The 19,210-nt window shown below is 54.9% G+C and carries 19 protein-coding genes and 1 pseudogene; 14 read left to right on the forward strand and 6 right to left on the reverse strand.

From position 1 onward, the window contains the following. Positions 1-8: 8 nt before the first annotated feature. Positions 9-869: a helix-turn-helix transcriptional regulator gene (locus MUA00_RS02270; protein WP_271121465.1), complete on the reverse strand. Its 861-nt coding sequence runs from the start codon at positions 867-869 to the stop codon at positions 9-11. 168 nt (positions 870-1,037) lie between these two features. Here MUA00_RS02270 and MUA00_RS02275 point away from each other — a divergent pair, with 168 nt between their 5' ends. The 9 genes from MUA00_RS02275 to MUA00_RS02315 all read left to right on the forward strand — a co-directional run bounded on the left by MUA00_RS02275 (position 1,038) and on the right by MUA00_RS02315 (position 9,606). Next, a complete protein-coding gene (locus MUA00_RS02275; RefSeq protein WP_271121464.1) occupies positions 1,038-2,750 on the forward strand; it encodes a solute:sodium symporter family transporter in 1,713 nt (570 codons plus the stop codon). Beyond that, positions 2,750-4,249, forward strand: a complete 1,500-nt coding sequence (locus MUA00_RS02280; RefSeq protein WP_271121463.1) for a sulfatase-like hydrolase/transferase — start codon at positions 2,750-2,752, stop codon at positions 4,247-4,249. The genes MUA00_RS02275 and MUA00_RS02280 overlap by 1 nt, the downstream gene beginning before the upstream one ends. A gap of 119 nt (positions 4,250-4,368) precedes the next feature. Continuing rightward, complete coding sequence (locus tag MUA00_RS02285; protein WP_271121462.1) at positions 4,369-4,716, forward strand: YidH family protein; 348 nt, start codon at positions 4,369-4,371, stop codon at positions 4,714-4,716. After that, positions 4,706-5,065 (forward strand): DUF202 domain-containing protein, encoded by a 360-nt coding sequence (locus tag MUA00_RS02290; protein WP_271121461.1) that lies wholly within the window; start codon positions 4,706-4,708, stop codon positions 5,063-5,065. The genes MUA00_RS02285 and MUA00_RS02290 overlap by 11 nt, the downstream gene beginning before the upstream one ends. Next, the gene (locus tag MUA00_RS02295) at positions 5,065-6,177 is read left to right on the forward strand and encodes an anaerobic sulfatase maturase (protein ID WP_271121460.1); all 1,113 of its coding nucleotides are present in this window, start codon (positions 5,065-5,067) and stop codon (positions 6,175-6,177) included. The genes MUA00_RS02290 and MUA00_RS02295 overlap by 1 nt, the downstream gene beginning before the upstream one ends. Before the next feature lie 102 nt (positions 6,178-6,279). Continuing rightward, the gene (locus MUA00_RS02300; protein ID WP_271121459.1) at positions 6,280-7,218 is read left to right on the forward strand and encodes a cellulase family glycosylhydrolase; all 939 of its coding nucleotides are present in this window, start codon (positions 6,280-6,282) and stop codon (positions 7,216-7,218) included. A 91-nt stretch (positions 7,219-7,309) separates the two neighbouring features. Beyond that, positions 7,310-8,089 carry a basic amino acid ABC transporter substrate-binding protein gene (locus tag MUA00_RS02305; RefSeq protein WP_271121458.1) on the forward strand — a complete coding sequence of 260 codons (780 nt, stop codon included), beginning with the start codon at positions 7,310-7,312 and terminating at the stop codon, positions 8,087-8,089. A 43-nt stretch (positions 8,090-8,132) separates the two neighbouring features. Further along, a complete protein-coding gene (locus tag MUA00_RS02310; RefSeq protein WP_271121457.1) occupies positions 8,133-8,897 on the forward strand; it encodes an amino acid ABC transporter permease in 765 nt (254 codons plus the stop codon). After that, complete coding sequence (locus tag MUA00_RS02315) at positions 8,884-9,606, forward strand: amino acid ABC transporter ATP-binding protein (protein WP_271121526.1); 723 nt, start codon at positions 8,884-8,886, stop codon at positions 9,604-9,606. The genes MUA00_RS02310 and MUA00_RS02315 overlap by 14 nt, the downstream gene beginning before the upstream one ends. Positions 9,607-9,679: 73 nt before the next feature. Here MUA00_RS02315 and emrD read toward each other — a convergent pair whose 3' ends face one another. From emrD to betC, 3 genes are all read right to left on the reverse strand, one after another. Then, positions 9,680-10,864: a multidrug efflux MFS transporter EmrD gene (emrD, locus tag MUA00_RS02320; RefSeq protein ID WP_271121456.1), complete on the reverse strand. Its 1,185-nt coding sequence runs from the start codon at positions 10,862-10,864 to the stop codon at positions 9,680-9,682. 250 nt (positions 10,865-11,114) lie between these two features. Beyond that, positions 11,115-12,062: a choline ABC transporter substrate-binding protein gene (choX, locus tag MUA00_RS02325; RefSeq protein ID WP_271121455.1), complete on the reverse strand. Its 948-nt coding sequence runs from the start codon at positions 12,060-12,062 to the stop codon at positions 11,115-11,117. After that, positions 12,062-13,606 (reverse strand): choline-sulfatase, encoded by a 1,545-nt coding sequence (gene betC, locus MUA00_RS02330; protein WP_271121454.1) that lies wholly within the window; start codon positions 13,604-13,606, stop codon positions 12,062-12,064. Before betC ends, choX begins: the two co-directional genes overlap by 1 nt. Positions 13,607-13,711: 105 nt before the next feature. Here betC and MUA00_RS02335 point away from each other — a divergent pair, with 105 nt between their 5' ends. The 4 genes from MUA00_RS02335 to MUA00_RS02350 all read left to right on the forward strand — a co-directional run bounded on the left by MUA00_RS02335 (position 13,712) and on the right by MUA00_RS02350 (position 17,666). Next, on the forward strand, positions 13,712-14,644 hold the full coding sequence (locus tag MUA00_RS02335; protein ID WP_271121453.1) for a LysR substrate-binding domain-containing protein: 933 nt from the start codon (positions 13,712-13,714) through the stop codon (positions 14,642-14,644). 101 nt (positions 14,645-14,745) lie between these two features. Further along, on the forward strand, positions 14,746-15,582 hold the full coding sequence (locus tag MUA00_RS02340) for an ATP-binding cassette domain-containing protein (protein WP_271121452.1): 837 nt from the start codon (positions 14,746-14,748) through the stop codon (positions 15,580-15,582). Between the two features lie 12 nt (positions 15,583-15,594). Beyond that, positions 15,595-16,431, forward strand: a complete 837-nt coding sequence (locus MUA00_RS02345; protein WP_271121451.1) for an ABC transporter permease — start codon at positions 15,595-15,597, stop codon at positions 16,429-16,431. After that, positions 16,428-17,666, forward strand: coding sequence for an anaerobic sulfatase maturase (locus tag MUA00_RS02350; protein ID WP_271121450.1), 1,239 nt, complete (start codon positions 16,428-16,430; stop codon positions 17,664-17,666). Before MUA00_RS02345 ends, MUA00_RS02350 begins: the two co-directional genes overlap by 4 nt. A gap of 21 nt (positions 17,667-17,687) precedes the next feature. Here MUA00_RS02350 and MUA00_RS02355 read toward each other — a convergent pair whose 3' ends face one another. Next, the gene (locus MUA00_RS02355) at positions 17,688-18,263 is read right to left on the reverse strand and encodes a DUF1349 domain-containing protein (protein WP_271121449.1); all 576 of its coding nucleotides are present in this window, start codon (positions 18,261-18,263) and stop codon (positions 17,688-17,690) included. A gap of 11 nt (positions 18,264-18,274) precedes the next feature. Further along, positions 18,275-18,568, reverse strand: a complete 294-nt coding sequence (locus tag MUA00_RS02360; protein WP_271121448.1) for a hypothetical protein — start codon at positions 18,566-18,568, stop codon at positions 18,275-18,277. A 437-nt stretch (positions 18,569-19,005) separates the two neighbouring features. Here MUA00_RS02360 and MUA00_RS02365 point away from each other — a divergent pair. After that, a pseudogene (locus tag MUA00_RS02365) lies at positions 19,006-19,210 on the forward strand (ShlB/FhaC/HecB family hemolysin secretion/activation protein); the annotation flags it as partial.

Consider the following 19,210-nt stretch of genomic DNA (forward strand, 5'->3'; position numbering starts at 1 on the left):
GCATGCTCTCACCCGGCTTGCTTCACCCCTGAAGGCGCATAGCCAAACTTCTGCTTAAACGCCTTGCTGAAATGAAACGAATCAAAGAAATTCAGCATATCCGCCACCTGGCTTACGCTGTAATTTCCCTGCCTTAACAACGACAGCGCAAGCTCCAGCCGCGCGTCAAGATAAAACTCTTTTGGCGTTTTTCCCGTGTACTTCATGAATAATCGCCGCAGATACTGCTCGCTGCACTGCATCCAGTCGGCCATCTCGCTGACCGTCCAGCGCTTCTGGATATCGGTATGAATCAGTGAAAGCAGTTTTTCTATCTGAATCAGTTGCTTGTCTTTGGTGCCGGTTTGCACAATCAGGCAAACCCACTGGTAGATGAGTTTGGTAATAAACGCGACGGCGAGATTTTTATTTAATGCTTCATCGCTGGTGATAAGCGTTGTTATTTCACTTAACTCTTTATTAAATAGCTCGCCGTTATAAATTATCGCCTGCTGCGATAAGGGGATTTCCATTGCGCCGGTTGGAATAAACTCCATCCAGTATTGTTCCCAAATTAATCCTTCACAGTGGTAAGTCTTTATATCAGTTGGTTTTAAGAATATAACGCAGTTGCCATTGAGCGTAATTTGTGAATTATCTCTTAAGGTTATCTTCCCGCAGCCTTGCAGCGTATATACCACAACCCATGAGTTTTCAATCAGCGGTTTCTTTTTATCACGGGGCCAGACAACCTGGTAACTTTCATCGGCCAGCGTGTGCCACAGCGAGATAAGGGATATCCCGCTTGAGATCACATTTTCGTCAATAACCAGCGGGATATTGTAGGTTGTTTCGTTTTTTACATCGCAGAGACCGGTTTTTCCATTCATTTATATTCCCCGCAAGCGTTAGATGCTCATTCCGTGCGGAGTGAATTTACCAGAGTTTTACCGCGACGGTTAACAATGCATATCTTAAACAGCCAATGACCCGTAACAAGCGTAATTACCCTACCGATAACCACGCGCCGGGACATAATCATAAATAAGGGCAGTGAGATGAATATTCAGCAAATTGTGAGCTTCTTCGCTTTTACCCTTCTGGTGGCGTTAATTACCTGGTGGAAGTTGCGTAAGGCGGATACAGGTTCACAACAAGGTTATTTTCTTGCCGGGCGGTCTCTGAAAGCCCCGGTGATTGCCGCATCCCTGATGCTGACCAACCTCTCTACCGAACAACTGGTAGGGCTGAGCGGGCAGGCCTATCGCAGCGGGATGTCGGTAATGGCGTGGGAGGTTATCTCGGCCATTCCGCTTATCTTTCTGGCGCTGATTTTCCTGCCGAAGTATCTGCAACGCGGCATCGCCACCATTCCGGATTTTATTGAGGAGCGCTATGACAAAACCACGCGCATCATCGTCGACTGCTGCTTCCTGATTGCCACCGGCATCTGCTTTCTGCCGATCGTTTTGTACTCCGGCGCGCTGGCGTTAAACAGCCTGTTCCATGTAGGCGAATCGCTGGGCATATCGCAGGGGGCGGCCATTTGGGTAATGGTTGTCCTGCTGGGACTGGCGGGCATTGCCTATGCCGTTGTGGGCGGGCTGCGCGCTATCGCGGTTGCTGATGTGATTAACGGTATCGGGCTGGTGGTCGGCGGCCTGATGGTGCCGGTTTTTGGCCTGATGGCGATGGGCGGCGGCAATATGCTGCGCGGCATCGAACAGCTCACCACGGTGCACAGCGAAAAGCTTAACTCTATCGGCGGCAGTCACGATCCGGTGCCGATTGGCGCGGCGCTCACCGGCCTGATTCTGGTGAATACTTTCTACTGGTGTACTAACCAGGGGATAGTACAGCGCACCCTGGCTTCGAAAAGCCTCGCCGAAGGGCAAAAGGGCGCGCTGCTGACCGCGGTGCTGAAAATGCTCGACCCGCTGATTCTGGTTTTGCCAGGGCTGATTGCCTTCCATCTTTTCCAGGATCTGCCTAAGCACGACATGGCGTACCCGGCGCTGGTCAATAAAGTGATGCCGCTGCCGCTGGTGGGATTCTTCGGCGCGGTGCTGTTCGGCGCCATCATCAGCACCTTTAATGGCTTCCTGAACAGCGCCAGCACGTTATTCAGCCTCGGCATTTACAACCGCATCATCAATCAGAATGCATCCTCTGAGCAGCTTGTGAGCGTCGGGCGTAAATTTGGTCTGGCTATTGCGCTGGTTTCGGTGCTGGTTGCGCCGTGGATTGCCAATGCGCCGGAAGGGCTCTATAGCTGGATGAAACAGCTCAACGGCATCTATAACGTGCCGCTGGTGACCATCGTTATCATGGGCTTCTTCTTCCCGCGCATTCCGGCGATTGCCGCGAAAGCCGCGCTGCTGTTCGGCATCTGTAGCTATATCGTCATTAACTACCTGGTGTCGTTTAACTTCCACTTCCTGTATGTGCTGTTCTTCACCTTCTGTATCAACGTGCTGCTGATGCTGGCTATCGGCATGGTGAAACCCCGCGCGACGCCGTTCAAATTCCAGGACGCTTTTGCGGTGGATATGGTGCCGTGGCGCAATGCCAAAATCGCCTCGGTGGGCGTGCTGTTCGCCATGATTGGCGTGTACGCCGGGCTTGCGCAGTTTGGCGGTTATCAGACGCATTTTCTTACCATCGCAAGCTACGTCATCGTTGCGGCTGTGATGGTTTACCTTATTTACAGTAGCTGGCGACAGCGCCAGGCCTCCCATGTTGTCTATTCTTCCGCACCAGAGGATAAGTAATGGAACGCCCTAACATCCTGTTTATTATGACCGATACCCAGGCCACCAACATGGTGGGCTGCTACAGCGGCAAGCCGCTCAATACCAACAATATCGACAGCCTGGCCGAAGAAGGTATCCGCTTTAATTCGGCCTACACCTGCGCCCCGGTTTGTACGCCTGCGCGCGCCGGGCTGTTCACCGGCATCTATTCGAACCAGTCCGGGCCGTGGACGAACAACGTAGCGCCGGGCAAAAACATCTCCACCATGGGGCGCTACTTCAAGGATGCGGGCTATAAAACCTGCTACATCGGCAAATGGCACCTGGATGGACACGACTACTTTGGCACCGGCGTCTGCCCGCCGGAGTGGGATGAAGATTACTGGTTTGACGGGGCGAACTACCTCGCAGAATTGACGGAAAAAGAGATCGGCCTGTGGCGCAACGGCTTAAACAGCGTGGAAGACCTGGTATCGAATGGCATCGATAAAACCTTCACCTGGGCGCACCGCATCAGCAACCGGGCAATTGATTTTCTCGCCCGGCCGCAGCGTCAGGATGAACCTTTCCTGATGGTTATCTCCTATGATGAGCCGCACCATCCCTTTACCTGCCCGGTTGAGTATCTTGAAAAGTATGAAGATTTTTATTACGACCTCGGTGAGAAGGCGTTCGACGATCTGAGTGAAAAGCCGGTGCATCATCGTTTATGGTCCGAGGCGATGCCGTCTCCGGTAGGGGCCGACGGGCGCTATCATCATCCGCTTTATTTCGCGTGTAATGATTTTGTCGATGATGAAATCGGCCGCGTGGTGAATGCGCTCACGCCGGAACAGCGGGAAAATACCTGGGTGGTGTACACCTCCGATCACGGCGAGATGATGGGCGCGCACAGGCTTATCAGCAAAGGCGCGGCGATGTATGACGACATCACGCGTATTCCGCTGATTTTCCGTCCGCCTACGGGACAGGCGCCGTCCGCGCAGGTTGATACGCCGGTCAGCCACGTCGACGTGCTGCCAACGCTGATGAAGCTGGCGGGTATTCATCAGCCGGATATTCTGCCGGGGGAAAATATCCTCGATGTGGAGGATGAGCGAGGCGTGATGGTGGAATTTAACCGCTATGAAATCGAGCATGACAGCTTCGGCGGTTTTATCCCGGTGCGCGGCTGGGTGACCAACCGCTTCAAGCTGGTGCTCAATCTGTTTACCAGCGATGAGCTCTATGATCGACAAAACGACCCGGACGAAATGCACAACCTGATTGACGATACGCGCTACGCTGAAACACGTAACAGGCTGCACGATGAGCTAATGGATTATATGGATAAAATCCGCGATCCGTTCCGCACCTATCAGTGGTCGTGCCGCCCGTGGCGTAAAGAAGCGAAACCGCGCTGGATGGGCGCATTCCGCCCGCGTCCGGAAGATGATTATTCGCCAGTGGTGCGGGATTATGACACCGGTATGCCAACCCAGGGTGTTAAGGTAGAAGAGAAGAAACAGAAGTTTTAATGAGTTTTACCCTCACCCTAATCCTCTCCCTGGAGGGGAGAGGGCGCAAAAACGGCCCGGTTTTCCCCTCGCCCCTTTGGGGAGCGGGCCGGGGTGGGGGCAATAAAAAAGGATGCTAAATGAAGATAGCCAAAGTGGGCGAAGCGCCAGACTACCGCTTCTCGCTTGCTAACGAACGTACCTTCCTTGCGTGGATCCGCACCGCGCTGGGCTTTCTGGCAGCGGGCGTCGGGCTCGATCAGCTCGCGCCCGATCTCGCCACGCCGTTGATTCGTGAAATCGTTGCGCTGCTGCTGTGCCTGTTTGCCGGAATACTGGCGATTTATGGCTACCTGCGCTGGCTGCGCAATGAAAAAGCGATGCGTCTGAAACAGGATTTGCCCTATACCCGCAGTCTGCAGGTAATCAGCCTGGTGATGGTTATTGTCGCCGCCGCCGTGATGCTCATGGTGGTGTATGCCGGATAGCCGCACGCAACGGCGCAGCATCGATCCGGGTCTACAGCCAGAGCGCACCTCCCTTGCGTGGTTTCGCACGCTTCTGGGATACGGCGCGTTGCTCGCCCTTGCGCTACGTCATAGCTGGCATCACGCCGGTATGTTTTTCTGGATGGCTTTTATCGTGCTGGCCGCCGTGGGGGTGATTATCTATCGCTATGCCCGACAGCGTAACCTGATGGATATCGCCATCAGTGATTTTGCCGATAAACGCACCATGCGCGCCAAGCTGCTTATCGCGCTGGCGGTCTGCTGCCTGGCGTTGCTCTTTGCGACGGCGCACGTGCGGCAAATTGTGGAGATATCGGGAGGTTTCTGATGCGCGGATGTCACGTCATGGCTAAGCCCACCAGTTCAAGCTGCAACATTCAATGCCGGTACTGTTTTTATCTGGAAAAGCCCCGGCAGCCGGTGATGGACGACGCCACGCTTGAAGCGTTTATTCGGCAACACATCGCCGCTCAGCCTGGCGACACGGTGGAATTTGCCTGGCAGGGCGGCGAACCAACGCTTGCGGGCCTGCCGTTTTACCGGCGCGTCGTTGCGCTGCAAAAGCGCTATGCCGCAGGTAAACGCATTCAGAACACTATGCAGACCAACGGCGTTTTGCTTAACGACGCCTGGTGCTGCTTCTTCAGGGAAAACGGCTGGCTGGTGGGGATTTCCATCGATGGCCCGGCGGACCTTCACGATGCGTATCGCCGCACGCGCAGCGGTAAACCCACGCATCATCTGGTGCTTGCCGCCGTTGAAAAGCTAAAAGCGCACCGAATTGAATTTAATTTGCTGACCGTGGTTAATCAGCACAACAGTCGGCAGCCGGAGCGGCTATACCGCTATCTTAAAACGCTCGGTACGCCGTTTTTGCAGTTTATCCCACTGGTGGAAAGAGATGAGAGCGGCGCGGTTACGCCAGAATCCGTATCCCCGGAGCAGCTCGGCAGGTTTTTGAATGCCGTTTTCGACATCTGGGTGCGGGAAGACATCGGTAATGTTTTTGTGCAGCTTTTCGATTCCACGCTCGGCGTATGGAGCGGCTATCCGGCGCAAATGTGCACCTTCAGCGAAAGCTGCGGTCATGCCTTTGCGCTTGAAGCGAACGGCGATGTTTACCAGTGCGATCATTACGTTTATCCGGCTTACAAACTCGGTAACCTGCACAGCGTCTCGCTTGGTGAAATAAACCAAAGCCCGGCGGCCATTCGTTTTGGCGAAAATAAACATCGCCTGCTGGCGCAGGATTGCCAGATTTGTCCCGTGCGGCGTTTATGCCAGGGCGACTGCCCGAAGCATCGCATCAGCCAAGGGAAAAGTTATCTTTGCCACGGCTACCACAGCTTTTTCACCCACAGCGCGCCTTATATGAAGGTGATGCGGGATTTGCTGGCGCAGCGCCGTTCTCCTGCAGAACTGATGGGGTTGTTGAGCTGATAATTTCACGCCGGTTACGTTTTATTTCAATCCGCATTCCCCGCTTTGCATAAAGCATGCTAAATATTAGGTTTTCCTCCTTCCTCATGAAGTTACAGGCCAATGTTAAAGCCTTTCTTTGTTGTGGCAGCCTTGTGCTTAAGCGCCAGCGTTCTGGCGTCAACGCCGCCTGCGTTAACCCCGCAAACCTATACCAGCCGGCTGGGCGTGGGGATGCTCGTTGACTGGGCAATCACCGAACGCGGCATTCGCGAATTCGATCCCCTGGCGGTAAGGGATTTTCAGCAGCGCGGTATCGGGCATATTCGTATCCGCGTGGCGGGGGAGCCGACGCATCAGCGCCTGGTCCATCTGCAGAAAATCGTCGAAGCTTGCAAGCGCTACAACGTGGTGCCGATTATCAGTTATCAGGCTGCTAACGGCGCGGAAAACGAAGGTAAAGTGCTGGGCTGGTGGACAACGGTGGCACGTTATTTTGCGCAAAGCGATCCCCTGCTCGGGTTCGATATTCTTTATGAGCCTTCCGAAAAGCTCACGCACGCGCAGCTCAATAATCTTTATGAAAAGACCGCAAAGGCGATTCATAAAATCAGCCCGCAGCGCATGATATTTATCGCCCCGCATGCTCATACCCAGCCGGACAGCCTTAAATGGCCCGAGCAAAACCACCCCCCGGTGCTGGTCGACTGGCATCTGTTCCCTTATGGTCCGGTGGCGGTAAACGGCAAACGTGGCTGGACGACGGGCACACCCGCAGAAAAAGCCGCGATCCGTGCGCGAATCAACAACGTTGTGCGCTGGCAACAAAAATCCGGCCATAGCAGTTGGGTGGGCGCCTGGTCCGTCGGCGACGGTATAAAAAACGTTTCCGGCAAACAGCAAATTGCGTTCGCCACTTTTATCGCCTGTGAATTGCAGAAAAACCATCTTCCGTATGCGGTGAATAACGACAGCAAATTTTACGATGGTGAAGAAGGCGCATGGCGGCCGGAAATGCAGCCATTGCTGGATGCGATTATTAAACCGCAGTGCGGTAACTGACTTTCCGGTAACTTTCAGTTGCCGCGCTTCGTCAAATTATGTATTTTTATGCAAATTAAATGCATAAATACAGAATATATCGGAGCGTCATATGATCAGGAAGTTAGCTAAAACAATTATTTTTGCCGGGTGTGTCGCTTCCGCCGTTCTCTCCTGCGCTTATGCCGCACAGCAAACTTACGTGGTCGGCTCCGGCGGTACCTACCGCCCGTTTGAGTTTGAAAACAGCCAGAAACAGCTTGAAGGATTCGATATCGATATCATCAAAGCCGTTGCCAAAGCTGAAGGTTTTGACATCAAGCTGGTGAATACGCCGTGGGAAGGCATTTTCGCCACGCTGAACTCAGGCGACCGCGACATCATCATTTCCGGCATTACCATTACCGACAAGCGTAAAGCGATGGTCGATTTCTCCGCGCCGTATTTTCCGGCAGAGCAGTCCATCGTAGTGCCGACAGACTCTAAAGTGGATTCCATTAACGCCCTGAAAGGTAAAAAAGTTGGCGTGGTGAACTCCAGCGCGGGCGATATCGTGGTTTCCGATACGCTGGGCAAAAACAGCACTGATATCAAACGCTTTGATAATACGCCGCTGATGCTGCAGGAACTGACTGAAGACGGTATTGATGCGGCGGTGGGCGATGTCGGCGTGATTAAGTACTACATTAAATCCCATCCGGAAAAACAGCTAAAAACCGTTTCTGACACGAAATTCGAACGCCAGTACTTCGGTATCGCGGTCGCCAGAGATAACCAGGAATTGCTGGGTAAAATCAACGCAGGCCTGAAAAAAATTATCGCTGACGGGACCTACGCGAAGATTTACTCCACCTGGTTTGACAGCAACGTTCCAACCCTCCCCGCTGAATAATTTCGCATGACTCGGGGCCGTTCCGGCCCCAACAAGGACAGGTATGACCGGATTTCGCTGGGAGATAATCTCAGAATACGCGCCGCTATTTATGCAGGGCGCGCTCATGACCATCAAATGCACCATCATCTGCGTGATTTTAGGCACCACCTGGGGCCTGCTGCTCGGGCTTGGCCGTATGGCGCATGCCGAAGATGGCCCGTGGAAACACGTGCTGCGTTACGCCGTTCAGTGGCCGGTGCGCGTTTACGTCAGCGCTTTTCGCGGCACGCCGCTGTTCGTGCAGATAATGGTTGTGCACTTCGCGCTGGTGCCGTTATTTATCAACCCACGAGACGGCGTGCTGGTGACCAGCGGGCTGATGTCGGTGGATTTTGCCCGCGAACTGCGTTCTGAATATGGCGCATTTCTCTCCTGCGTGGTGGCGATTACGCTCAACGCCGGGGCTTACGTTTCCGAGATTTTCCGCGCCGGCATCCAGTCTATCGACAAAGGCCAGATGGAAGCCTCACGCGCGCTGGGTATGGGCTGGGGCAAAACGATGCGCAAGGTTATTTTGCCGCAGGCGTTCCGCCGCATTCTGCCGCCGCTGGGCAATAACGCTATCGCCATCGTGAAAGATTCCTCGCTGGCTTCGGCCATTGGCCTGGCCGATTTGGCCTACGCCGCGCGTACCGTTTCCGGCGCTTACGCGACCTACTGGGAACCGTATCTGACTATCTCGCTGGTTTACTGGGTGCTGACGTTCCTGCTCTCGCTGCTGGTGCAACACATGGAAAAGAGGTTTGGCAAAAGTGATTCACGTTAAGGACTTACAGAAACAGTTTGGCAAAACCCATGTGCTGCGCGGCATCTCCTGTGACATCGCGCCGCAGGAAGTCGTCTGCGTCATCGGGCCGTCAGGTTCCGGGAAAAGTACCTTTTTGCGCTGCCTGAACGCGCTGGAAAAGCCCGATGGCGGCCAGGTGCTGGTGAACGGTTTTGCGGTGCACGATCCAAAAACTAACCTGAATACGCTGCGCGAAAGCATCGGCATGGTGTTCCAGCGCTTCAACCTGTTCCCGCATATGACGGTGCTGGAGAATCTGATTATGGCGCCGATGTCCCTCAAGGGGCTGTCAAAAGCGGATGCGGTATCCCGTGCGGAAAAGCTGCTGCATAAAGTAGGGCTGATAGATAAAATCGACGCCTGGCCAGCAAGCCTTTCCGGCGGTCAGCAGCAGCGCGTGGCGATTGCCCGTGCTCTGGCGATGGAACCGTCGATCATTCTCTTTGATGAGCCGACTTCCGCGCTTGACCCGGAGCTGGTGGGCGAAGTGCTGGCGGTGATGAAACAGCTTGCGCTGGAAGGCATGACGATGGTGATTGTCACCCACGAAATGGGCTTCGCCCGCGAAGTGGCAGACCGCGTGATATTTATCGACCAGGGCGTGATTCAGGAGCAGGGCCCGCCGTCGCAGCTATTTACCGCGCCGACCAACCCGCGTACGAAAGAGTTTTTAAGTAAGGTGCTTTAAAGGCCGCAGCGGGTGGCACTAACGTTTACCCGCCCTACGAAAGCTTTTGTAAGATGGATAAGCGCCATCCGCCCTAAACCGCTTCACCATGCCGCTGAAATTTATGCGACAGCGGCAGCCAGCAAAACAGAATCATCACGCCCATCGCCGTCATCAGCATGCCGAGGCTGAACTGCCCGGTTTGCGGCAGCAGGGCGGAGAACCATGCCATCGCACCGGAGCCCATATTTTGCAGGCCGCCAACCAGCGCTCCGGCGGTACCTGCCAGAAAAGGAAAAGGCTCCATCGCACCGCTGGTGGCTAATGGGAACAGCATTCCGGCCCCGAAGAAAAACAGCGCGGCGGGGACGATAAGCGTCCAGATATTCATCACGCCAAACCAGCCCGGTAGCCACATCAAAATCCCCGCCAGTAGACAGCTCAGCACCGCCTGCCACATAAGCGTTGAGAAACGCGCGTTCTGGCGGCCTGCGTACCACGAACCAAAAAACGCTGCCGGAATCGGCAGAATAAACAGAATACTGACCACTACGCCGCTTAGCCCCAAAACGCCCCCCATCAGCACGCCGGAACAGGCTTCGAAGACCGCCACGCCGGCAAGGCCGCCAACCAGCATCAGCAAATAGCAGCTAAACGAGCCGCTGCCGAGCAGCGTTTTGTAACTTGCCGCCAGGCGTTGCGGCGCGGCCTGAGCCGGGCGCGTTTCCGGCAGCCAGCGCAGCATGCAGAACGCGACGAGGGTGCAAAGTACAAGCAGGAAACCATAACAGGCCCGCCAGCCCCAGGCTGAATCAAGCATGCCGCCAATAACCGGCGCCAGCAGCGGGCTGACCAGAATCCCCATATTCAACAAGCTGTTGGCATGACGCAGGGCCGGGCCATCATAAAGATCGCGCGGCATAGTGCGCGCCATCACTCCGGCTACACCCGTTCCCATGCCTTGCAGGGCGCTGGCAATCACCAGCGCAGACAGGCTGGTCGTGAATAACGCCCAGAGCGTGGCGAGGATAAATATCGACATCCCCGCCAGGATCACCGGACGGCGTCCAATGCGATCTGAAACCGGCCCGTAGAAAAGTTGAGATACGCCATAGGTCAGCAGATATGCGGCCATTACGCGCTGGATTGCGCCATCGCGAACGCCCATATCCTGAGCCATGTCTGGAATTGAGGGAATATAGATGGTCTGGGTCATCTGCCCGACGGCAACCAGCAGAATTAACATTATCAGCAGGTGGATATTGGCTAACTTTTTCATTGTCTCAGGTTAGTTGTTGTGGTTCTGGCACTTTATGGCAGCTAATGGTGCTGCCAGGATTAAAAATTCCAGAGAAATCTACCATATAAGAAAAGAAAGGCCAGATGGCGTCTGGCTTTTGATCGAGAGGGGAAGTGGCATTCTGTAAAGCCGGGACGGCAATTTTTGTTGCCAGCAGAAAGTTACAGGCGCGCTTATGAAAGGATGAATAAAAAAGGGGAAGGTTTTTCAACGTCCCCCCGGCCAGGTTTTAGATCCCCAGCGCTTTTTTTACCGCGTCTTCAGCGGGTTCGCCGCTGCGGGTGGTTACGCCGCTCAGCCAGCCGTTGAGGAGCTCTGGCCGCCGGGACAACTCCGCCCGGGCAGCCTCTGGCGGGCTTTGCTTGTCGTCCAGCACGCGCGTGATAATGGCGTTCTCCAGCGCGACGTCAAACTTAAGCTGGCTATAAAAACGGTTGAGGTTCGGGCACTGTGCGGCAAAGTCTTTGCGCGTGACGGTGTTTACCGTTGCGCTGCCGTAGTTCGGGCCAAACCAGGCATCGCCGCCGCTCAGGTAGGTTAGCTTAAAGCGCGTGTTCATAGCATGCGGCTCCCAGCCGAGAAACACCACCCACTGCTGGCGGCTGACGGCGCGGGTCACCTGCGCGAGCATACCGCTTTCACTTGACTCCACGAGGCTCCAGCCCTGTAGCCCGAAGTCATGCTTGTCGAGCATTTTTTTGATGTTCTGGTTGGCTGGCGCGCCGGGTGCTATGCCGTAAATTTTGTGGTCGAACTTATCGGCATATTTTTGCAGATCGGCAAAATCTTTTACTCCGGCGGCGGCAACATAGTCCGGTACGGCCAGCGTGAATTTCGCTGCCGCAAGGTTCGCTCCCAGCACTTTAATAGCGCCGTCCTGGGAGTATTTTTCGATTACCGGTGCCTGCGCTGGCATCCAGTTGCCAAGAAAAACGTCCAGTTGCCCTGTCTTCAGCCCCTGGAAAGCCAGCGCAACCGACAGATTTTCTATTTTTTGCTGATAGCCCAGCGCCTTAAGCACCACGCCGGAAACAGCATTGGTCGCGGCGATATCCGTCCAGCCCGGATCGGACTGGGTGACGGTGGCGCAGCGAGCGTCTTCCGCCGCAAAGCTGGTTAATGGAAGTAATGCGGCGCCTGCCAGAAGCATTAAGGCGGTGAGTTTCTTCATTTTCATTATGATTCCCCAAGAGGATGCTGGTTTGGTCGCGGATAGCGGGCAAAAGCCTCCTGCTCATCCAGCGTCTGGTGGTTACGGATAAAGCGTTGCGATGCCGCCTGGCGCGGCTGGAAATCCCACTGCGGGATAGCATCGCGCCCTGCAATATGGGTTAAAAAAAGCCGTTTACGCTGGCTTGCTCGTACCTGCTGATTAAGGGCGCCGAGATCCCAGCGGGCAGCCACTTCGGCCGCAAACGCCTGCACGGTATCGTGATAATCGGGCAAACCGGCGAGGTTCTGTCGCTCCAGCGGATCGTTTTGCAGATGATAAAGCTGCGCCGCTTCCGTCATGGAATGAATGTATTTCCACGGGCCGCGACGGATCATCACCAGCGGTTCAATCGCCCCTTCGGCAAGATATTCCCCGCAGGCTTCGTCCGGCCCGGGTTCGCCGTGCAGATGGGGAACCAGACTGTGTCCGTCCAGCGGTGCGACGGGCTGGCTCAGACGCTCCCTGCCGCCCGCAAGCTCGGTAACGGTGGGCAGCAAATCCACCAGTGAAACGCTTTGCGCCACGCGATGCGCAGCAAAGCGTTTAGGATTGTGAACGATAAACGGAATGCGTACCGCCCCTTCAAAGAAGGTCATTTTGTACCACAGGCCGCGTTCACCCAGCATTTCACCGTGATCGGCAACCACAAAGACGATGGTATCTTCCGCAAGCCCGGTTTCTTCAAGCGTGCGAATAACCTCGCCGAAACAGTCGTCCACATAGGCCATTGCGCCGTAGTAAGCATGGCGGGCGCGGCGAATCTGGTCATCGGTCAGTAGCCCCTCTTCAAGTTGATACATCGCGCGAAGTCGGGCGGAGTGGGCATCGTCCTCCACGTCCTGCGCGCGGGTTTGCGGCAGATCGATGTCCGCCTCGCTGAAGCGGTCAAGGTAGCGGCGAGGAATAGCGAAAGGATCATGCGGATGCGTCAGCGAGAGCAGCAGCAGGAAAGGCTTTTCATTCGGCTTACGGGCCGCATCGTAAAGGCGCTGGCGCGCCATAAACAGCGCCTCATCGTCAAAATCGAGCTGATTGGTGCGCACGCATTCGCCGGCTTCCAGCACCGAACTCATATTATGGAACCAGTCCAGCCTGCGCTCCGGATGCTGCCAGTCCGGCGTCCAGCCGAAGTCCGCCGGATAAATATCCGTCGTCAGGCGTTCGTCAAAGCCATGTAGCTGGTCCGGGCCGCAGAAATGCATCTTGCCGGAAAGCCAGGTGCGGTAACCTTGCTCACGCAGATAGTGGCAAAAAGTCGGCGAGTCGGCTCGAAATTCCGCCGCGTTATCAAAGACGCCGTTATTTGATAAAAACTGCCCGGTCATCATCGCCGCACGTGAAGGCGCGCACAGTGGACTGTTGCAATAGGCGGATTCAAATACCACCCCTTCGCACGCCAGCTTATCAATATTAGGTGTCAGGCTGACGTTATTTCCATAGGTGCGTAATGCCCCGGCGGTTAACTGATCCGCCATAAGAATAACGATATTCGGTTTATTTATAAGCATCATTAACCTGGAATGAAATTAAATAAGTAATTCGTGATATTTTTATCGCACGCCTTTTTTATTCTGTGAAGGGCTTATTTTATTATCATGGTATAAGGTGGGTTTATGGCAGGTAAATTACAGTTGCCTCCTTTGCAGGTGCTGGTGGTATTTGAGGCAGCGGCTCGTCACGGTAATTTTACCGCCGCGGGAAATGAGCTTGGCCTTACCCAACCGGCGGTCAGTCAGCGTATTCAAATGCTGGAAAATTTACTCAATGGGCCGCTGTTTGAAAGGCGCCATCGTGGCGTGCAATTAACCGAATCCGGCGCGGCTCTTTACCAGATTGTTCGCGCAAGCCTTATGGAAATCAGCGAGCAGCTTGAGCGCACCCGGCACCAGCGCAGCACCCTGCGCATCGATACGGATATGGGCTTTGCCAGCTACTGGTTATTGCCGCGAATGAACGCCTTGCAGGCGCTGATTCCAGGCGTTGAAGTGCAGGTTTCCACCTCGCCGAATGACTACAATTTTCGCGACAGCAATGCTCATCTCGCTATCTATTTCGGCAACGGCAACTGGCCGGGAACGCAGGCGCAAAGGCTGTTTCCTGAGGATGTGGTTCCCGTCTGCAACCATAAAATTATCAGCCGGTTAGGCGATAATTCTCCGCCATCCGAACTGCTGAACTACCCGCTGTTAAAACTGCCGGAAACACGCCCGCAGCGCTGGCTGACCTGGGATGACTGGTTTCGCGCGCAGGGCGTACCGCAGCAGCATCACGCAGATTCTCGTACCTATAACGCCTACTCTTTGGTTATCCAGGCGGCAGTCGAAGGACAGGGTATCGCGCTGGGCTGGAGGCCGTTGGTTGCCGCTTTCCTTGAGAGCAAGCAGCTCTTTGTTTGCGGGCCGGAGGTGCGTACCGAGCGGGGATATTATTTACTCTCATCCGGGGGTAAACCGGCGTCGTTACAGCAGGAAAAAGTCATTGCCTGGTTATTAAATGAAGCCTGGAATTTTCACCATCAGCCCTATCTATTACCGGAATACAAATAAGCTAATGCGAAATAAGCATATCGACTTTGCCGAAATATCTAACTTCTTTGCGATATTTTAAGTTAGCGTAATGCGGATTCTGAAAAATATGTGATGCCGCTATGCCCCAACCTATAATTGAAGTACGTGAAGTATTTAAAAGTTATTCTCCGCCAGCGGGGAAAAGATTTTTCTTCCGGACAGTTAAAAAAACTGCGGTAAATGCTTTAACGAATATTAATCTGCAAATTTATCCGGGCGAGATTTTTGTCATCGTCGGACTGTCCGGCTCGGGTAAATCGACGCTGCTGCGCACCCTGAACTTTCTCATCCCGCCAGGGAAGGGTGAGGTGTTGTTTCAGGGACAGGCGCTCAGCGCGCTCTCCTCCGCTGAAATGATTGCCCTGCGTCGGCAACAAATCGGCATGGTTTTCCAGTCCTTTGCCCTGTTCGACGAGCGGACGGTGCTTGATAACGTCGCGTTCGGCCTTGAAGTGGCGGGAACAGGGCGTGAAGAGCGCCACCTGCGGGCGAAAATCATGCTGGAAAAGGTGGGGCTAGGCCATGTTGTCTCGCATTATCCTCATCAGCTTTCCGGCGGCATGCAGCAGCGTGTAGGTCTGGCCCGGGCGCTGGTTGTGAACCCGTCCGTGCTACTGATGGATGAAGCCTTTTCCGCGCTGGACCCGATTATTCGCCGTGAAATGCAGGCGTTGCTGTTGGCGCTGCAGGAGGAACACAAGCGTACCCTGGTGTTTGTGACCCACGATATGGAAGAGGCGCTGCGGCTGGGCACCCGTATTGCGATTATGGAAGAGGGAAAGCTGGTGCAGGTCGGCTCGCCGGAAAACATCATTAACGCGCCCGCCACGCCTTATGTACGCCATTTTTTCTCCGGCGTGGACACTTCACGCTGGCAGTTGGCGGAAACCTACGCCGAAGTCTGGAACACGCCCTGAGCAGGTAAATGTATGGCCTATCCCTTAGATTTTAGTCGTGAGATCGACCGCTCGATTCACGCGTTGCTGGCTCACGCCGGTGGTTTTTTTGACGGCTTTGCGACCGTTATTGATACCTTTGCCGGCGGGCTGGAAACGCTTACCGGCTGGCTGACTCCGTGGGGACTGGTTATCCTTGCCGTCGCGCTCGGCTTCTGGCGCATCGGTAAAGGCTTTGCGCTTTTCGCGTTGTTGGCCATGCTCTACATTATTTACAGCGGCTACAGCGAGCACGCCTCCATTACCCTTGCGCTGACGCTCTCATCCACCTTTTTCAGCCTGCTGATTGGCATCCCGCTAGGCATCTGGAGCGCGCGCCGTGCCGCGGCAGGCAGCGTGATACGCACGCTGATGGACTTTATGCAGACTATGCCCGCCTTTGTGTACCTGATCCCCGCGACGATTCTCTTCGGGCTGGGGCGGCCGCCGGGCATTTTCGCCACCATACTCTTTTCCATGCCGCCGGTGGTGCGCCTTACCGACCTCGGCATTCGCCAGGTGAATGCGGCGCGCATTGAGGCCGGGCTTGCTTTTGGCTGCACTCCCCGGCAACTACTGTGGAAAGTGCAGCTTCCTGCCGCACAGCCCTCTATTATGGCGGGCGTTAACCAGACTATCATGATGGCAATGTCGATGGTGATTATCGCCTCGATGGTCGGCGCCGGCGGGCTGGGCAACGACATTCTCAGCAGTATTCAGCAGCTCGATATCGGGCTTGGGCTACAAAGCGGGATCGTGGTGGTGCTGATGGCCATCCTGCTCGACAGATTGTCCGCAAGCTTTGCCCGCAAGAGCGGTGCAAGGCGATGAAAAAATCCTTTCACCTGATGGCTAAGCCCGCCAGCTACCATTGCAATCTGGCGTGCGATTACTGCTTTTATCTGCCAAAAGGTGAAACCCTGTTCAGGGAGCAACCCCACGCCCGGCACATGTCCGATACGGTGCTGCGGCAGTTTATCCGCCAGTATATTGAAACCTCGCCCGGCGATGAGGTGACTTTCACCTGGCAGGGCGGCGAGCCCACGCTTGCCGGGCTGGATTTTTACCGCCGCGCGCTGGAGCTACAGCAGCGCTATGCCCGCGGTAAACGCATCGTAAACACTCTGCAGACCAACGGCGTCTTGCTTAACGAAGAGTGGGTGCGCTTTCTGGCGGAACACCGTTTTCTGGTCGGCGTATCCGTCGACGGGCCGCAGCATTTGTATGACGCCATGCGAAAGACCCATTCCGGCCGCAGCGTGTTCAACAGCGTGATTGAAGGCGTTGCGCGCCTGCGCGAGGCGGGCGTGGAATTTAACCTGCTCGCGGTGGTGAATGAACAAACGGCGCGTTACCCCCTCGACGTGTACCGTTTCCTCACCCGTGATCTGGGCGCTAAATTCGTGCAGTTTATTCCGGCGGTTGAGATAACGCCTGGCCGTGAAGCCGCTGCGGAGCGCTTTGGGGAGATAATAGGCATTGAAAATGACGCTGCGGCAACGGTGACGCCGTGGTCGGTAACGGGAAAGGCCTACGGCAGCTTTTTAATCGCTGTCTTCAACGAGTGGGTGCGGCACGATGTTGGCCGTGTGTTCGTGCAGATCTTCGATAACACCCTCGCGGCATGGGCCGGGCAGACGCCGAGCCTGTGCGTGATGCGCCCCAACTGCGGCGCATCGCTGGTGGTCGAGCAAAACGGGGATATCTACAGTTGCGATCATTTTGTCTCGCCGGAGCACCGGCTTGGCAACATTCTCACCACGCCCCCGGATCTGCTGGCGGCCAGCCGACAGCAGCGGCAGTTTAGCGAGCGTAAAACCCCGCGTTCACCGCGCTGCCAGCAATGTGAATACCGCTTTGCCTGCCAGGGCGGCTGCCCGAAGCACCGCATCGTTTCTGAGGGAAAACACCGGCAGAATTACCTTTGCAGCGGCTATCACGCCTTTTTTAGCCACGTATCGCCTTATATGGACTGGATGGCTCAGCAGCTTGCGCATCGTCGGTCTGCGGCGGGCATTATGCAGGTGGCGCCGTTTATCGCAGCGCAGCATGCCTGCGGCCGGTAAACAGGCAAAGCCGATATTCCTTCACGTAAGGTCGTGCAGGGTTTTATCCAGCGCGGGCGTTAGCTGTATATGATCGAATTGAACCGCCAGGCCGCCGCGCTCCGGCGTGCAGCACATCACGCCAACGGCGCATTTTTCCCTTTCAGGAAAGCAGGACAAGCGCAGAAGCGGCCATTGCTGACCATCCGTTGAATATTGCAGCCGCAGGCTATCTTGTTTGCGGGTAAGCCTCATCCAGAATTCTTTTGCCTCACCGGGAAAAACGCCGGTTGCCCAGTCGGAATGGCCGAGCGTCAGCACGCTGCCGATCGCCGGCGCGTCGTCGTTAAATTCGATTCCGGCTTTTAACCAGTGCTTTTCATCAGCCATAAACATGATGCCGGCCTGATCGTAGAGCGTGGTGAAATCCGCTCTCACGCGAACCTGAAAGGTGAAATCGCCCGTGACTTCCCGCGCAAAGATATGGCCCGAAAAGCGCTCGAATCCGTACCAGGTTTTTTGCCAGAAATCCGTATTACGGTCCGTTACTACGGACAGTACGTCCTTATCCAGCGACCAGTTCTGCGGTTCATTTAGCCAGTGATATTGCATATCCATTTTTCTCTCAGTTAAAAACCTCGTGGCACCGGCTGCCCGAAGCCGTCGCCGCTGTCGGTGCTGTTATCCCGCCGTCCCCTCGCTTCGAGCCTGTTTGCGCGGAGCTGTTCGCTTATCGCCCGGCGCTGATCCTGGCTCATGTACTCTTTGTTGTAGTACGGATCGGGATACGGCGCGCGGATATAGGTTTCGTCCACTTCCGCAGAGCTGTGGGTGCGATGCCCGTCATAGCCTGAGCTCGCATGCGAGGTGCAGCCGGAAATAAGGAGCGGGACAAGCAGTGCGACAGCGTATTTATAAGCCATAAATCTTCCTGAAACGGCGCAGAACAACGGGTAAATGGGACCGTTATTATCGTCTGAGAATCTGCCGATGTCCGTTACCTGTATCTGATAATGCGCAGCGTTTCATTGATAGTCTTATCGTTAGCAGCAATGGACCGCGATCCGTTGCGTACCTTCAGACAACTCTATCTGCTTTGTAGCTAGTGGTTAGTCCTTCAGGCAACTTCTTAATAGCTAGCGCCCTGCGATACAGCGGAATTTATGGCTAGCTTTACAGAGGGGAATTTATATTTATAAGATTTTACTTAAGTCAATGGGAATTAGCTTAAATGTGATCTGGGCTGTTGTCGCCATGTACCAATTGTGTTTTATTTCAATTTCTTTCGAAATAATAATAATCGTGTAAGTTTGCCAACGGCTTGCCCGATAATAATTGCACTTAGGGACAGGGCAAACTGATGTCTTCTGAATTTAAATGTGGGCTGTACGGATTAGCCTGCTGCGTTATGGTGTTTGCGTTTTCGTCCTTTGCTGCTCCCTTATCTCCCGCTGACAGAAATACCATTGAGCAACAGCAGCAAAATCTTCTGGAGCAAAACCAGCGTCAGCGTGATGAACTGGATCGCAGCGCTGAATTGCCACGCTTTACTTCTCCTGAGCCCG

Origin of the sequence: Dryocola boscaweniae, assembly GCF_025215095.1 — a bacterium.
GTDB classification, from domain to species: Bacteria; Pseudomonadota; Gammaproteobacteria; order Enterobacterales; family Enterobacteriaceae; genus Dryocola; species Dryocola boscaweniae.

Bases quoted from the DNA above. Each gene is read 5' to 3' on its own strand.
- MUA00_RS02300 (WP_271121459.1), top strand. From the start codon at position 6,280: ATGTTAAAGCCTTTCTTTGTTGTGGCAGCCTTGTGCTTAAGCGCCAGC.
- betC (WP_271121454.1), bottom strand. From the start codon at position 13,606: ATGCTTATAAATAAACCGAATATCGTTATTCTTATGGCGGATCAGTTA.
- MUA00_RS02360 (WP_271121448.1), bottom strand. From the start codon at position 18,568: ATGGCTTATAAATACGCTGTCGCACTGCTTGTCCCGCTCCTTATTTCC.
- MUA00_RS02355 (WP_271121449.1), bottom strand. From the start codon at position 18,263: ATGGATATGCAATATCACTGGCTAAATGAACCGCAGAACTGGTCGCTG.
- MUA00_RS02340 (WP_271121452.1), top strand. From the start codon at position 14,746: ATGCCCCAACCTATAATTGAAGTACGTGAAGTATTTAAAAGTTATTCT.
- choX (WP_271121455.1), bottom strand. From the start codon at position 12,062: ATGAAAATGAAGAAACTCACCGCCTTAATGCTTCTGGCAGGCGCCGCA.
- MUA00_RS02335 (WP_271121453.1), top strand. From the start codon at position 13,712: ATGGCAGGTAAATTACAGTTGCCTCCTTTGCAGGTGCTGGTGGTATTT.
- MUA00_RS02270 (WP_271121465.1), bottom strand. From the start codon at position 869: ATGAATGGAAAAACCGGTCTCTGCGATGTAAAAAACGAAACAACCTAC.
- MUA00_RS02280 (WP_271121463.1), top strand. From the start codon at position 2,750: ATGGAACGCCCTAACATCCTGTTTATTATGACCGATACCCAGGCCACC.
- MUA00_RS02310 (WP_271121457.1), top strand. From the start codon at position 8,133: ATGACCGGATTTCGCTGGGAGATAATCTCAGAATACGCGCCGCTATTT.
- MUA00_RS02305 (WP_271121458.1), top strand. From the start codon at position 7,310: ATGATCAGGAAGTTAGCTAAAACAATTATTTTTGCCGGGTGTGTCGCT.
- MUA00_RS02345 (WP_271121451.1), top strand. From the start codon at position 15,595: ATGGCCTATCCCTTAGATTTTAGTCGTGAGATCGACCGCTCGATTCAC.
- MUA00_RS02275 (WP_271121464.1), top strand. From the start codon at position 1,038: ATGAATATTCAGCAAATTGTGAGCTTCTTCGCTTTTACCCTTCTGGTG.
- emrD (WP_271121456.1), bottom strand. From the start codon at position 10,864: ATGAAAAAGTTAGCCAATATCCACCTGCTGATAATGTTAATTCTGCTG.
- MUA00_RS02350 (WP_271121450.1), top strand. From the start codon at position 16,428: ATGAAAAAATCCTTTCACCTGATGGCTAAGCCCGCCAGCTACCATTGC.
- MUA00_RS02295 (WP_271121460.1), top strand. From the start codon at position 5,065: ATGCGCGGATGTCACGTCATGGCTAAGCCCACCAGTTCAAGCTGCAAC.
- MUA00_RS02290 (WP_271121461.1), top strand. From the start codon at position 4,706: ATGCCGGATAGCCGCACGCAACGGCGCAGCATCGATCCGGGTCTACAG.
- MUA00_RS02285 (WP_271121462.1), top strand. From the start codon at position 4,369: ATGAAGATAGCCAAAGTGGGCGAAGCGCCAGACTACCGCTTCTCGCTT.